Source organism: Ruegeria arenilitoris (genome assembly GCF_013035315.1).
Classification (GTDB): domain Bacteria; phylum Pseudomonadota; class Alphaproteobacteria; order Rhodobacterales; family Rhodobacteraceae; genus Ruegeria; species Ruegeria arenilitoris_D.
Genome location: NZ_WQHP01000005.1, coordinates 220,569 through 234,964, shown reverse-complemented (window position 1 = coordinate 234,964; position 14,396 = coordinate 220,569). Strand labels below are relative to the sequence as shown.

Below are 14,396 nucleotides of genomic sequence, written 5' to 3'. Positions count from 1 at the left end.
GTTACAGCAACCCTTCGGCACGCAGCAGCTCTTGCATGTTGGCCTCGGGGCGGGGGCCGATATGGCTGATGACTTCGCGGGCGCAGACATTGCCGATCTTGGCGCAGGTTTCGTAGTCGCGGCCTGTGGCCATACCGAACAGGAACCCGGCGGCGAATTGATCGCCTGCGCCGGTTGCATCCACAGGGACTACTTTTTCCACCGGCACGTCAATGCGCTGGCCGTCATGCAGAACGGTCACGCCATCGCCTGAACGTGTGCACACGACCAGAGGGCAGATCGCGGCGGTTTTGGCCAGCGCTTCTTCCAGATCGTCGGTTTCGAACAGGGATTTGATCTCGGCTTCGTTGCCGATGACGAAATCCAGTTCGTTTTCGATCAGAAGCAGGAAATCGACCCGGTGGCGTTCTACGCAGAATGGGTCGGAAATGGCGATACCCGCCTTGCCGCCGCCCTTGTGACAGTTGCGCGCGGCTTCAAGAAACGCCGCTTTGCCTTTTTCCTTGTCGAACAGATAGCCCTCAAGGAACATGATCTGGCTGTTGCCCGCGACCTCTTCCGAGACGTCCTGAGACGACAGTTCCGAGGAAATCCCCAGATAGGTGTTCATCGACCGCTCGCCATCTGGAGAGACAAAGATCATCGAACGCGAGGTCGGCAGCTCACCACCCGGTACCGGAGGGTTCACGAAGTCGACGCCATCCTCGTTCATCGCGTCCGCATAGAACCGGCCCAGAGCGTCGTCGTGGACGCGCCCGATAAACGCCGAATCCAGCCCCAGTGCGCCCGCGCCAGCGATCGTGTTGGCGACCGATCCGCCTGGCGTCTGCACCCGGCCTTCCATCGCGGCGTATAGCAACTCGCCTCGCTCCTGTTCGACCAACTGCATGATACCTTTTTCAATGCCCATCAGTTCGAGAAAACTGTCATCGGCCTGAGAAATCACGTCGACAATGGCATTTCCGATGCCGGCGAGTTGGTAGGTTTTCATAGGTTCTTGTCCTCAAATTCGCAGAGATCGCGGATGATACAGGTGCCGCACATGGGTTTGCGCGCCTTGCAGTGATAGCGGCCATGCAGGATCAGCCAGTGATGTGCATGCAGCTGGAAATCGGTTGGAATGTTGTCCTCGATGGCGCGTTCGACGGCGTCGACATTCTTGCCGGGGCAGATGCCCGAGCGGTTGCCGACCCGAAAGATATGTGTGTCCACCGCCTGCGCCGGGTATTGCCACCACATGTTCAACACCACATTGGCGGTCTTGCGTCCGACACCGGGAAGGGACTGCAATGCGGCACGAGAATTGGGCACCTCGCCACCATACTCGTCGACCAGAATTCGGCTGAGCTTAATGACGTTTTTGGCCTTCTGCCGGAACAGGCCGATGGTCTTGATGTGCTCGGTCAGGCCCTCTTCGCCCAGATCCAGCATCTTCTGCGGTGTGTCGGCGATCTTGAACAGCTCCTTGGTCGCTTTGTTGACGCCCGCGTCGGTCGCCTGCGCCGACAGCGCAACCGCAACGACCAGAGTATAGACGTTCACGTGATCCAGCTCACCCTTGGGGGCGGGGTCGGCGTCGTGAAAACGCGTAAAGATCTCGCGGATCGTGTGATATCCAAGCTGTTTTGCCATCCGGGCCTTAATGCCGTTCAGGACGCGGCGATACAAGTGCAAAGCCAATGCGCATGTTCCGGGTCGCGAGGGCGTTGCGTGCAGGCTATGCTTGGGACAAGACAACGAGGTGAGAGTCATGAACGTCCAGACCCCGGAAAGCGGATACCACTACAACGTCATGCGCCGTGCCATCGACCTGATCGATCAGGGCGGCGAGGGCCTGAGCCTTGAAGAGCTGGCCCGCGAGATGGACATGAGCCCCGCGCATTTCCAACGGCTGTTCTCACGCTGGACCGGAGTGTCGCCAAAGCGGTACCAGCAGTATCTGACACTTGGCCATGCCAAGGCGCTGTTGCGCGAACGGTTCACCACGCTGGAGACGGCGCACAATGTGGGCCTGTCTGGCAGTGGTCGTCTGCACGATCTGTTCCTGAAATGGGAATCCATGAGCCCGGGCGAATACGCCCGCAAAGGTGCAGGGTTGACGATTTACTGGGGTTGGTTCGAATGCCCCTTTGGTCCTGCGCTGGTCATGGGCACCGATAAGGGCATCTGTGGCATGGCCTTCGGGGCCGAGACCGGTGAAGAGGCTGCGATGGAGGACATGATCTCGCGCTGGCCCAAGGCTAATTTCGTCGAAGACCCGATGCGACTGCGCCCTTGGGTCCTTAGCGCCTTTGGTGCGGCCAGCGACCGATTGGAGCCCACGCCGCTCTACCTGATCGGATCTCCTTTGCAGATCAAGGTGTGGGAGGCGCTGATGCACATTCCGTCCGGGCAAGTCACGACCTATTCCGAAATCGCCCAACGCGTGGGATCGCCACAGGCGGTGCGTGCGGTCGGAACGGCTGTGGGGCGAAACCCAGTCAGCTGGCTGATCCCCTGTCACCGGGCGTTGCGAAAGTCCGGCGGATTAGGGGGTTATCATTGGGGCCTTCCAGTCAAGCGCGCCATGCTGGCTTATGAGGCCGCGCAGGCCGACGCTTAGTCACACCAAAAAGAACCTGCCTGCCCAAGTGACCTGTGATAGTCAGGGCCTATGAGGCAGCCAAGCAGAAACATCACGCAAACCATTGCGGCATGGGCCATTCCGGTATCCCTTGCGGTACTGCTGCTCAAGCTGCTGGCGTGGTGGGTCACCGGGTCTGTTGCGCTGCTGTCGGATGCTCTGGAATCGGTTGTAAACGTTGCAGCGGCTCTGCTGGCGTTTTTTGCAGTGCGAATCTCGGGAATGCCGCCGGACAAAAAGCACCCGTTCGGGCATAAGAAAGCCGAATACCTCTCGGCTGTGGTCGAAGGTACACTAATCGTTCTCGCGGCCCTGTTGATCCTGCGCGAGGCCACGTCGGCGCTGTTTGAACCGCATCTGGCGGGTGCGCCGATGCTGGGCATTGCCATCAACATAGCTGCGACATGCCTGAACGGTATCTGGGCGTTTCTGCTGTTGCGGTTCGGTCGGCGCGAAAACTCACCTGCATTGGTCGCCAGCGGCAAGCACATCCTGACCGACCTGATGACTTCGGTCGGTGTTGTTGTCGGCCTGCTAGTGGCGATGGCGACGGGGTGGTTCATCCTGGATCCGATCATCGCGATCCTGGTGGCCATCAACATCCTGTGGGAAGGTTGGAAGGTCATCCGCAGCTCGGTCGACGGACTAATGGACGCTTCTTTGACCGACAGAGAGTTGGGTGCTGTGCGCGAAACGATCGAGGCTAATCTGGGACCTGCGCTTGAATATCATGACCTGCGCGGACGCCGGTCAGCCAACATGATTTTCGTGGAGTTTCACCTTGTGGTCGATGGGGAAATGTCGGTCGCAGACGCACATGTCATCTGCGACGACATTGAAGAGGCCTTGGTCCAAAAGTATCCCGGTTCGGTGTTTGTTATCCACCTAGAGCCGGACACGGAATTGCATCAGTCGGCAGCAAAACCGGCATAGCAGCGAAGCGCAATCTGCGCCTCGCAATGTGGTAAAGGTTGCCGACTATCAGGCCGTCCAGCCTGAGACGGCCTTGACCTCAAGGAAATCCTCAAGCCCCCACAGCCCGCCTTCGCGCCCGTTGCCCGACTGTTTCATCCCGCCAAACGGAGAACCTGCGCTGCGGGACTGCCCGTTCATCTCGACCATGCCGGAGCGCAGGACACGCGCCATACGGTTGGCGCGGTCACCGTCCTGTGTCTGGACATAGTTGGTCAGGCCATAAGGCGTGTCGTTGGCGATCTCGACGGCCTCTTCTTCGGTGTCAAACGGGATCATCGTCAGAACCGGGCCAAAGATCTCTTCGCGCGCGATGGTCATCTGATTGTTGGCATCGGCAAAAACCGTGGGGCGCACGTAGTAACCCTTGTTCAGCCCCTCGGGCCGCCCAGTGCCGCCCGCAACCAGACGTGCGCCTTCGTCGATACCTTTTTGAATCAGGTCCTGAATCTTGGTCCATTGCACCTCGTTCACGACGGGGCCGATATGGCGGCCTTCGTCCTGAGCGCTGCCGACCGAGACCATGTTGGCCACTTCGGCCGCAGTCTCGACCGCCTGATCATAGATTGGACGCTGCACCAACATGCGACTGGGGGCGTTACAGCTTTGGCCCGTGTTGTTCATCATGTGCAGAACGCCACGCTTCACAGCTTTTTCATCGGCGTCTGCGAAGACGACATTCGCGCCTTTGCCGCCCAGTTCAAGATGCACTTTCTTCAAAGTGTCGGCTGCGTTTTTTGAGATCGCTGTCCCGGCGCGGGTCGAGCCGGTAAAGCTGACCATATCGACATCCGGATGCGCCGACAGTTGCGACCCCACGCCAACTCCGTCGCCATTGACCAGATTGAACACACCGGCAGGGAAACCGGCCTCGTCCATCATCTCGGCAAAGATCATCGCATTCAGGGGGCTTTGTTCGGAGGGTTTCAGCACCATGGTGCAGCCTGCAATCGCTGCCGCACCGACCTTGAGCGTGACCTGATTCATCGGCCAATTCCATGGCGTGATCAGAGCCGCGACGCCAACGGCCTCATAAATGATCCGATCATTCGGAGCATGATCACCCAGAGGGCGGTCAAATTGAAACGCCTTGGCCGCTTTGACAAAGTTGCTGAGGTGCCAGATCCCCGCACCAGCCTGCTGCGTGCGAGCCATATCGATAGGCGCACCCATCTCAATTGACATGGCTTGTGCCAAATCCTCGGACCGGGATTGGTAAATCCCGATCAGCTTTTCGACCAGGGCGATGCGCTCTTCCACAGGGGTTGCCATCCAACCGGGCAGGGCAGCCTTGGCGGCTGCTACGGCGGCGTCCGTGTCGGCCTGCGCGCCCAGCGAAATAACGGCGCAAGGTTCTTCGGTCGAGGGGTTGATCACCTCGAAATCATGCGGCGCGGATGGGGCGACCCATGCGCCGTTGATGTAGAAATTGCGCTTTTCGATCATCGCGTTTCCTCCTGATCCTGTGGCCCGGATAACGGGAATTTGGCTACTCTGGCACTGCCCGGTCAGCGTGGCAAGGAGGAATTTGATCAAATTATTTCCTCAGAAATCCGTACCCTTTTGGTCTGCGGATGGTTTAACAATGGCCCAGAGTTATTAGGTCTTTGACGACCGACTCGGATATTTCACATCGAAAGGAGATGCCCCATGGGTTTGCGCATCAATGACACCGTTCCGAATTTCACTGCAGAAACGGATCAGGGCACCATTCAGTTTCATGACTGGATCGGCGACAGCTGGGCAATCCTGTTCTCGCACCCCAAGGATTTCACTCCGGTCTGCACCACCGAGTTTTCTGCCGTGGCGCAGCTGAACGACGAATGGGCAGCGCGCAACACCAAGGTCATTGGTGTATCCGTCGACAGCGCCGAAGATCACCGCAAGTGGAAGAAGGACATCGAAGCCTATGGCAAGGCCAATCCCGGCTTCCCGATTATCGCTGACGATGGTTTGGCCGTTTCCAAAGCGTTCGACATGCTGCCAGCCGAGGCCTATCTGCCCGATGGGCGCACCCCCGCAGACAGCGCGACCGTGCGTTCCGTCTTTATCATTGGCCCCGACAAACAGCTGAAACTGTCGATGACCTACCCGATGACCGTCGGTCGCAACTTTGCGGAAATCCTGCGCGCGTTGGATGGGCTGCAGATGAGCTCGAAAGGCGTTGCAACCCCTGCAAACTGGGTGCCGGGCGAAGACGTCATCATCCCGCCTGCCGTCTCGAATGAAGAGGCGAAAGAGAAGTTTGGCGAGTTCGAGACCATTTTCCCGTACCTGCGCAAGACAAAGGCGCCCAGCTAAATCAGCACGGGCGGGGCTATTGTCCCGCCCGATACACGAGGCGCTCAGGCGGCATTGTGCTGCGGGAACTGATATAACCTCCGACGATAGGCGGCGCGCTTGAACTCCCGCGTCAGCTTGTCAGCCAGCGGCGGGCTGGTCTGAATGGTCGATCCGCCAATCTCCCGAGCGACTTCCTGATTGCCGCTACCCTGCAGCGACAAAATCGGCTGGCCGGTTATCCAGTGCATCTGCAGGAACGTATCCACTGGGCGGTCGATCTGGTTCGTCACTGCCAGCAAACGTTCAGCCGCGCGCCGACCCACCATTTGACAAACACATTGCAGGCCTATGACCTTGGGCAGGATCAGTCGTAGCCCGTTGTGCCTGGCCAGAGTCAGCGCCGCGTTTTCGCGTTGCTTCACGGGAATACGAATATAGTGATCCTCGGTCGCGATCGGGTCCAACATTTCTAACGCTTCGGACATGCGGCACGGATCAATGCGCAGATCGTCTTCCGTGATGATCGCGCGATCTATCTTTTCATCCACCAGCTTGCGCCAGATACGGCGGTGGCTTTCAAAAACGCCAATCTCGGCTGCGCGCAGCGGAAAAGGGTATCTGGGCCTGTACAGGTCGCCGGGAAACAGCTGAACATCGGCGATTTGTTCAGGGTCTTTGCCATTCACGGCCTCGAACAACTCTGCATTTGGCAGAAGGGCGCACAGACGTTCGGCGTTGGGCCGTCGCGCTGCGCTTGAGGTCATGTGGATGACAAAAGACTTCATGGCGTCGTGCATAGAACACGGTGGCCTTGGGGGAAAGAGGAACTCGAAAGAAACACCGTCCCGTGATCTAACCGATGGTTTGGCGCGGGTCGCGTTGACGTCAGTGCGATCGCCTCAAAACATGCTATACTCGCTGAAACGGGCAAGTTACCTCAGACGTCGGGCTTTGAACTGTTCAACACAGGAGAAGACGATGGCCTTTACAGATTGGTACCTTGAAGGGGACGCGTTTGGGAATTGCAACTGCAGCTATGCCTGCCCCTGCCAATTCGAAGAATTGCCAACCCACGGCAACTGCCGCGGCTTCGAAGTGCTTGACGTTTCCAAGGGCCACTTTGGCGAGCTTGATCTGTCCGGCACCAAGGCGGCGCTGATCTACGCCTGGCCTGGCCCGATTTTCGAGGGCGGCGGAGAGATGCAGGTGATCATTGATCCCAGTGCATCAGACGCGCAGCGCGCGGCGCTTGAGAAGGTCTTTCATGGCGAGGAGACCGAGGAAATGGCCACCCATTGGTTCGTGTTCCGGGCCATGTGTGACACGGTCCACGACACTCTTTATGTGCCGATTGATTTCGAAATGGATATGGACGGACGCAAAGCCCGGGTCGAGATTGGCGATGTGTTGCGATCTAACGGCCAACCAATCCAGGCACCCCACGGCGGCGGTGCGCATCGCGTGCGGATCGATATTCCCGGCGGGATCGAATTCACTTTGGCCGAGATCGGAAGCGCTTCGACCAAGGCGGATGCGGCGATCAAGCTTGACCTGAATGACAGCTATGGCCAGTGGCATGTGATGAAACACGGGCCGTCCGGGGTGGCGCACTAACGGTCAGAACAAGCGGGCGCTGTAAGGCAGCGCCCGCTTTGCATGCGTGTTTGCGGTGATTAGACCAGCCAATCCGTTTCGAACGTTACAACATCCGTCGAACCGTCGCTGCCCGCGATTTCAATCTGAGTTAGCCCGCCGATTTCCGTAACGGTGACATTTTTCAATCTGATCTGCCTGCGCGACCACTCCGGCCAGATCTTGAACCTTGAGGGAACCGCCCAAGGGGCCGGGTTCGTCTGGGGCAGCGACCGCGTCGGTACCGATACCGATTTTCTTGCCGGGCGCGTCATCCGCGGACACGAAAACAAATTGGTCATCTGTGTTCTTTGGGTTGATCAACGAATCCGGGCCGAACACATTTGCAATGATCCCACCTGCGTCTTTGACCAAAAACGTATCGGTGACATCGTTCCTGTTGATCTGGATCGTAAAGCTGCTGCCGTCGATATCCAGCAAAGTCACCCGGGGATCGCCGTCCATCGCTGCTTGCAAGAGCGCTTGATAGTCGCTTTCGCCTTTGGCGGATCCACCGACCAGATCGCCGATTCCTCCGACTGCGCCCAGCTCATCGTCCACATAGTTTTTGCTAGTCCCGATGATCTTGCTGTTTTTGGTATTGTCGGTCGCCGAGACCACATTGAAGGACTCGCGATTGTCGCCAACGTTGCCGCTAAAACCGCTGTTCTGGTCTAGCAAAGACATATCCGCATTCACCCGCAACGTATCTGTCACACCGGCGTCGTTGGTGATTTCCAACGTGTATCCGTCGCAATCCAGCCCGGTGACTTTCACACCTTCAACATTCCCGCCGAGCGCTTGATAGAACAACTCGACCATATCTTCGTAAGTCGAATTGGTGCTCATGATGCCGTCGAAATCGTCGCTGGCTGTGCTGACATTTCCAAAGAAGTACTTGTCGCCTTCCACCAATGTGACGCTGTTTGTTTTCGCGGCTCCGTCGCCGACGTCCACTGCGATCTGCTTGGCCATTTTTCCACCCTTTAACATGATAACTATGTGCGAAATTTACACCTGATGGATGAGCAGCTTCAGTTTATTCCGGGGTGTTTTGAATTAAGATTTCCTAAAGTTCATTAAGGCGCGTTCAGAAACACTGAGGCACAAAAGAGAAAGGCCCCGGTGTTTCCACCGGGACCTTTGCTATTGAAAAGTAGGGCAGATTACTCTGCGTCTTCTTTCTTTTCTTTCTTCTCGGGAACGATCTCTTCGCCGGTTTCCTGATCGACGACTTTCATCGACAGGCGGACCTTGCCGCGATCGTCAAAGCCCAGCAGCTTGACCTTTACTTCCTGACCTTCCTTCAGAACGTCCGACGGATGGTTCAGGCGGCGGTTTTCGATCTGGGACACATGCACCAGACCGTCACGCTTGCCAAAGAAGTTCACGAAAGCACCGAAATCGACGATCTTGACCACTTTACCGGTGTAGATCTGACCCTCTTCCGGCTCGGCCACGATCGAGTGGATCATGTCGTATGCCTTCTGGATCGATTCACCATCGGGCGAGGCGATCTTGATCACGCCATCGTCGTTGATGTCGACCTTGGCACCCGAAACCTCGACGATTTCGCGGATGACCTTACCGCCCGAACCGATCACTTCACGGATCTTGTCGGTGGGGATGTTCATGGTCTCGATGCGCGGGGCGTGGACCGAGAACTCATTGGTCTCGGACAGGGCTTTGCCCATCTCGCCCAGAATGTGCATCCGGCCGTCCTTGGCTTGCGCCAGGGCTTTCTCCATGATTTCGGGCGTGATGCCCGCCACCTTGATGTCCATCTGCAGCGAGGTGATGCCGTTTTCGGTACCCGCAACCTTGAAGTCCATGTCGCCCAGGTGGTCTTCGTCACCCAGAATGTCGGACAGGATGGCATAGTTGCCGTCATCTTCGAGGATCAGGCCCATGGCCACACCGGCAACCGGCGCTTTCAGCGGAACGCCTGCGTCCATCATCGACAGCGAACCGCCGCAGACCGACGCCATCGAGGACGATCCGTTGGATTCGGTGATCTCGGACACGATGCGGATCGTGTAGGGGAAGTCAGTTGCCGCAGGAAGAACCGCCTGCAGGGCGCGCCATGCCAGCTTGCCGTGGCCGATCTCACGACGGCCGGGGCCACCCACGCGGCCAACTTCACCCACCGAATAGGGGGGGAAGTTGTAGTGCAGCAGGAAGTTCGATTTGAAGTTGCCATGCAGCGCGTCGATGAACTGCTCATCGTCACCGGTGCCCAGCGTGGTCACGACTAGCGCCTGCGTTTCACCACGGGTGAACAGAGCGGAACCATGCGTACGGGGCAGCATCGAGGTTTCGGCTTCGATCCCGCGGATGTCGGTGGTCGAACGGCCGTCGATGCGCTTGCCGCCTTTGACGACGTCACCGCGCAGAATACCGGCTTCCAGCTTTTTCATCGCCGAACCAAGGTTCGCGTCTTCCAGCTGTTCCTCGGTCAGCGCTTCTTTGATCGCTTCGCGGGCAGCGGCAACAGCGGCGGTGCGCTCTTGCTTGTCGGTGATCGCGAAGGCGGCGCGCATCTGCTCTTCGCCAGCAGCGGCGACAGCAGCATACAGCTCCGAGTAATCGGGCGCGGCGAATTCAAACGGCTCTTTCGCGGTTTCTTCGGCCAGCGAAATGATCAGATCGATGACCGGCTGAATTTGCTCATGCGCGAAGGTCACAGCGCCCAGCATTTCGGCTTCGGACAGTTCGTACGCTTCCGACTCCACCATCATCACGGCGTCTTTGGTGCCGGCAACAACCAGATCCAGACGCTGTTCGGGGTTCAAGCGCAGGTCCTGCATGTCGTCCACGGTCGGGTTCAGGACGTACTCGCCATCCACGAAACCAACGCGAGCACCGGCGATCGGGCCCATGAACGGAGCGCCCGAGATGGTCAGGGCAGCCGAAGCGGCAATCATCGCAACGATGTCGGGGTCGTTGACCAGATCGTGGCTCAGCACGGTGCACATGACCAGAACTTCGTTCTTGAAGCCGTCAACGAACAGCGGGCGGATCGGACGGTCGATCAGACGCGCGGTCAGCGTCTCTTTCTCGGTCGGGCGCGCCTCGCGCTTGAAGAAGCCACCCGGAACCTTACCGGCGGCATAGTATTTCTCTTGGTAGTGGACGGTCAGCGGGAAAAAGTCCTGACCGGGCTTTTGTTGCTTGGCAAAGGTCACGTTGGCCATGACGCTGGTTTCGCCCAGCGTGGCGATCACGGTGCCGTCGGCCTGACGGGCAACCTTGCCGGTTTCCAGTGTCAGCGTCTCTTCGCCCCACTGAATTGATTTCTTCGTTACATCAAACATATGCGTATCCTAGAACGGAGCACTCCCGCCCCTGCGGGTCTCCGGTTTGCATGGCGGCCCCATTGCCACCGACCCCAGTTTATCTTCCATTCGAGTGCCGGGGTCAGGGCACAACGTCTCAGATGTCAGGCGCATACATGAGATTGGACCCAAAGGAAAGGGAAACCGAACGCGTCCGAGCACGCCCGGCAGGGTCGTGTATTGATGCCGGTTGAGTGTAAAACATTCTGCAAAAAGAATGCGTTTTGAGAAATATTGCTTTGGATGTAACATCTTAACACTTCCTCCAAGGTCGACATGACGGGAGCGCGCCAAGGGAGTTGATAACTCAGAACCGTCATCCGGCAAAATACCTTGGCGTTTGCATTGCGCGAACAGAAGGGCTGTCGAATGGCTGACACCAAAAAAATGCTAGATCCGGATCCGCGGATCTATGATTTTGAGACCGAATACGAACTTGGGCAAGACAACGTCCGGCCTTTCGGTCTGGATATCCACAACCCCGTCTTCCTGATCTCGAGCATCGTGATTTTTGCGTTCGTTCTGATCGCACTGGCCAACCAAGAAGCGGCCGCCACGTTCTTTGGGTGGCTCAGGCCATGGCTGACCAGCACGTTTGACTGGTTCCTAGTGCTATCGGTCGATGCGATCACCCTGTTTTGTCTTGTTCTGATCATTCTGCCGGTGGGCAGCGTTCGGATCGGAGGCAAGGACGCCAAACCTGACTACTCTTACGCCGGATGGATCGCGATGATGTTCGCCGCCGGTATTGGCATTGGGCTGCTGTTCTTCGGCGTGATGGAGCCGGTTTACTACAACTTCGCGGAAGATGGTAACGCGGTTCCGCTGGGTATCGACATTGCGGTGCCGGGTAATGAATACGCCGGTGTCGTTGGCACCATTCACCATTGGGGCCTCGAAGGCTGGGCGGTCTATGCAGCCGTCGGTCTAAGCCTTGCAGTCTTCAGCTACAACCTGGATTTGCCCCTGACCCTCAGATCCGCTTTCTACCCGATTTTGGGCGAGCGCGTCTGGGGATGGTGGGGCCATATTATCGACACGCTGGCGGTCTTTGCCACGCTGTTCGGCCTTACCACTTCACTTGGTTTGGGCGCACAACAAGTTGCGGCGGGCCTGAACGAAGTCTTCGGGATCGAACCCAGCCCGACAGTCGTCGTTCTGCTGATCATCGGCATCACCATGATCGCCCTTGGCTCGGTTCTGCTGGGTATGGATGCAGGCGTCAAACGGTTGAGCGAAATCAACATGATCATGGCTGTTGGCTTGTTCCTGTTTGTGATCGCCGTGACAGGAGTCGGAACTGCGATAGCGCGGTACTTCAACGTGATGACGGACTATGTGTTGCACTTACCGGCGCTCTCGAACCCGTTCGGGCGCGAAGACACCAGCTACTTCCACGGCTGGACGACTTTCTACTGGGCATGGTGGATCGCATGGTCGCCATTTGTGGGTATGTTTATTGCTCGCATTTCCAAGGGTCGTACGGTGCGTGAATTCGTCATTTGCGCCTTGTTGGCCCCCACAGCCGTCTGCGCCCTGTGGATGTCGACATTCGGTGGCGCAGCCATCGACATGCTGAATGCGGGCGGAGCCGAAGGTGTCCGTGCAACGGTGATCGACAGCTATGCCCCCGAGGGTGCGCTGTTTGGTTTCCTGAAAGAGCTGCCGCTCTACGGTATCGTGGCCCCGATCGCGTTGATTTTGATCGTGATCTTCTTCGTTACTTCGTCTGATTCCGGATCGTTGGTTATCGACACGATCACTGCGGGCGGCAAGATGGATGCCCCGGTGATCCAACGCGTGTTCTGGTGCACTCTGGAAGGTCTGGTGGCCATTGCGTTGCTGCTTGGCGGAGGACTGGCGGCGTTGCAGGGCGCGGCGGTATCGACCGGCATCCCGTTCACGTTGGTGGTTCTGATCATGTGCTACTGCCTGTGGCTGGCGCTGAAATCGGAACGGGCGAAGATGTAAGCTGACATCGGATGAACTGAAAATGCCCGCCATTCGGCGGGCATTTTCAGTTTTGGCCTGGTATCTTGAGCGCGCCTGAGAGGCTATTTCAGAAACCCGAGAACCCCGGTTTTTTGTCTGCGGTTTCCGTCCTCGAACTCATACCCCAACAGGTCAATGTCCCGTTCGTAAACCCGCGCGATCACTGCGCGGCTTTCATCGTCATAGTAGTCGCGAAAATCAGAGCGTTTCGTTTGCTTTCTCCGGCGTACGAGCGAGCGCCGCAGCCCTATCTTTTTCAGCACCACCTTGAGATCGTCTTCGAACCTTTCCAACCGGCCGATAAAATCCAATGGCACCGCACCGGTGGCGTCTGTCAGATAGGTCCATTGAGGTCTGAAATAGCGGATATGCAGGAAAGCCTCGGGGTCATCTGAGAATGCGGAGGTGAATTCTGCAAATGATCCGTGTGACGTCACCTGAGTCATTTCCAGGCGCCTCTGGCAAACGTAGTGATAAGCCGAGACAAACCGGTCCCAGGGATTTCTTGCAAAACTGAACTTGAAGTAATCGGCGGCCTCATCCCCAAGCACATCGAGATATTGCGAGACAAACTCGCAATCATCGCAGCGGGGGTCTGTATTGTTCACCCGTCGTCCAAGGAAACGATTGCGTTTCAGCATCGTGGTCAGCGTTGATCCACCGTTTTTTGGGATGTTCACAAATATCGCGCGGTGGTTTGGGTAAACTGGCATTTTTCTTCCTCGAAATCACGGTCCTTGCAGGTGGGTCGCCCAAACAGCACGGTAACTGCAAAGTTCGAAACTTCCGGCTGAGGCGGATCGTGTCAAAACTCTCTCGGGGTTCGTCAGAATCGATACGCAACCCGGGCAGTGATTGTACTCAGATCGATGTCCGAGTCGCTGGAGGCGTCGTCGAATCTGCCGCTAAGGTCGCGATAGGTATAGTCTGCGCCTACCAACCACTTGTCCGAGACATTGTACTCCATACCCAGACCGATGTTGAAACCGTTCAACGTGGTCTGACTGTCACGGGGTTTGAAAGTTCTACTGGGATGAACGCGGAAGCGCGACCAGGACCATCCCAGCGCGCCGTAGAACATGAAGTCGCCGGTCACATAACCCACCCTGCCGCGCAGGTCGGAAAAGTCCAAAACCTCACGCCGCTCGGGATCGGGGGCGTCGTTTTGCAGAACGTGGGACATGTTCGAATACCGAAACTCGGCACTGTAAATCCAATCGCCACGTTGCATGTTATATCCGACCAGACCACCAAAGCTGCGCCCGTTGTCCGGGTCAAAGGTTGCGTTCACATTTCCGCCGGACAAAACCGGGTAATCCGTAGTGCCATCTGATGTCGCCGCGCCAAGTTCCAGACCCACATACGCGCCATCGAATGCGCTGTCGGTCGCGGTGCTCTGCGCATGTGCCAAGTTCGGCATGAACTGAGCCAACGGCAATAGAGACACAAGCGCCACTGCTTTCATCGGAACTCTCCTAAAACCCAAAAAACTGACGTCTTAAATTCGCATGTATAGAAAGCATAGGGGATTTGGTAGAGCGGGCAAATATTAAGTAAAT

13 protein-coding genes are annotated in these 14,396 nt (G+C 57.4%); 5 read left to right on the top strand and 8 right to left on the bottom strand.

Annotation, left to right across the window (positions count from 1 at the left end):
• Window position 1 precedes the first annotated feature (1 nt).
• A complete protein-coding gene (locus GOV53_RS12970) occupies window positions 2–991 on the bottom strand; it encodes an adenosine kinase (protein WP_170467256.1) in 990 nt (329 codons plus the stop codon).
• Window positions 988–1,632, bottom strand: a complete 645-nt coding sequence (gene nth, locus GOV53_RS12965) for an endonuclease III (protein WP_170467544.1) — start codon at window positions 1,630–1,632, stop codon at window positions 988–990. Before nth ends, GOV53_RS12970 begins: the two co-directional genes overlap by 4 nt.
• A gap of 118 nt (window positions 1,633–1,750) precedes the next feature.
• On the opposite strand from nth, the gene GOV53_RS12960 reads away from it, so the two are divergent.
• Both GOV53_RS12960 and GOV53_RS12955 read left to right on the top strand, forming a co-directional pair.
• Window positions 1,751–2,602 (top strand): bifunctional helix-turn-helix domain-containing protein/methylated-DNA--[protein]-cysteine S-methyltransferase, encoded by an 852-nt coding sequence (locus tag GOV53_RS12960; RefSeq protein WP_170467254.1) that lies wholly within the window; start codon window positions 1,751–1,753, stop codon window positions 2,600–2,602.
• A 51-nt stretch (window positions 2,603–2,653) separates the two neighbouring features.
• A complete protein-coding gene (locus tag GOV53_RS12955; protein ID WP_170467251.1) occupies window positions 2,654–3,556 on the top strand; it encodes a cation diffusion facilitator family transporter in 903 nt (300 codons plus the stop codon).
• Between the two features lie 48 nt (window positions 3,557–3,604).
• Here the strand turns inward: GOV53_RS12955 and GOV53_RS12950 are convergent, their stop codons facing one another.
• Window positions 3,605–5,041, bottom strand: coding sequence for an aldehyde dehydrogenase family protein (locus tag GOV53_RS12950; RefSeq protein WP_170467249.1), 1,437 nt, complete (start codon window positions 5,039–5,041; stop codon window positions 3,605–3,607).
• 204 nt (window positions 5,042–5,245) lie between these two features.
• Between GOV53_RS12950 and GOV53_RS12945 the strand changes: the two genes are divergently transcribed.
• Complete coding sequence (locus tag GOV53_RS12945; RefSeq protein ID WP_170425774.1) at window positions 5,246–5,896, top strand: peroxiredoxin; 651 nt, start codon at window positions 5,246–5,248, stop codon at window positions 5,894–5,896.
• 44 nt (window positions 5,897–5,940) lie between these two features.
• On the opposite strand, the gene GOV53_RS12940 is transcribed toward GOV53_RS12945, so the two are convergent.
• On the bottom strand, window positions 5,941–6,663 hold the full coding sequence (locus GOV53_RS12940; protein WP_170467247.1) for a glycosyltransferase family 25 protein: 723 nt from the start codon (window positions 6,661–6,663) through the stop codon (window positions 5,941–5,943).
• A gap of 193 nt (window positions 6,664–6,856) precedes the next feature.
• Between GOV53_RS12940 and GOV53_RS12935 the strand changes: the two genes are divergently transcribed.
• Window positions 6,857–7,492 (top strand): DUF1326 domain-containing protein, encoded by a 636-nt coding sequence (locus GOV53_RS12935; protein ID WP_170467245.1) that lies wholly within the window; start codon window positions 6,857–6,859, stop codon window positions 7,490–7,492.
• 120 nt (window positions 7,493–7,612) lie between these two features.
• Here the strand turns inward: GOV53_RS12935 and GOV53_RS12930 are convergent, their stop codons facing one another.
• Window positions 7,613–8,485, bottom strand: a complete 873-nt coding sequence (locus GOV53_RS12930) for a hypothetical protein (protein WP_170467243.1) — start codon at window positions 8,483–8,485, stop codon at window positions 7,613–7,615.
• Between the two features lie 191 nt (window positions 8,486–8,676).
• Window positions 8,677–10,824 carry a polyribonucleotide nucleotidyltransferase gene (gene pnp, locus GOV53_RS12925; protein WP_170467241.1) on the bottom strand — a complete coding sequence of 716 codons (2,148 nt, stop codon included), beginning with the start codon at window positions 10,822–10,824 and terminating at the stop codon, window positions 8,677–8,679.
• A gap of 390 nt (window positions 10,825–11,214) precedes the next feature.
• Between pnp and GOV53_RS12920 the strand changes: the two genes are divergently transcribed.
• Complete coding sequence (locus GOV53_RS12920; RefSeq protein WP_170467239.1) at window positions 11,215–12,816, top strand: BCCT family transporter; 1,602 nt, start codon at window positions 11,215–11,217, stop codon at window positions 12,814–12,816.
• 83 nt (window positions 12,817–12,899) lie between these two features.
• Here GOV53_RS12920 and GOV53_RS12915 read toward each other — a convergent pair whose 3' ends face one another.
• Both GOV53_RS12915 and GOV53_RS12910 read right to left on the bottom strand, forming a co-directional pair.
• A complete protein-coding gene (locus tag GOV53_RS12915; RefSeq protein WP_170467237.1) occupies window positions 12,900–13,550 on the bottom strand; it encodes a sulfotransferase family 2 domain-containing protein in 651 nt (216 codons plus the stop codon).
• A gap of 113 nt (window positions 13,551–13,663) precedes the next feature.
• A complete protein-coding gene (locus tag GOV53_RS12910; RefSeq protein ID WP_170467236.1) occupies window positions 13,664–14,302 on the bottom strand; it encodes an outer membrane protein in 639 nt (212 codons plus the stop codon).
• Between the last annotated feature and the right edge of the window lie 94 nt (window positions 14,303–14,396).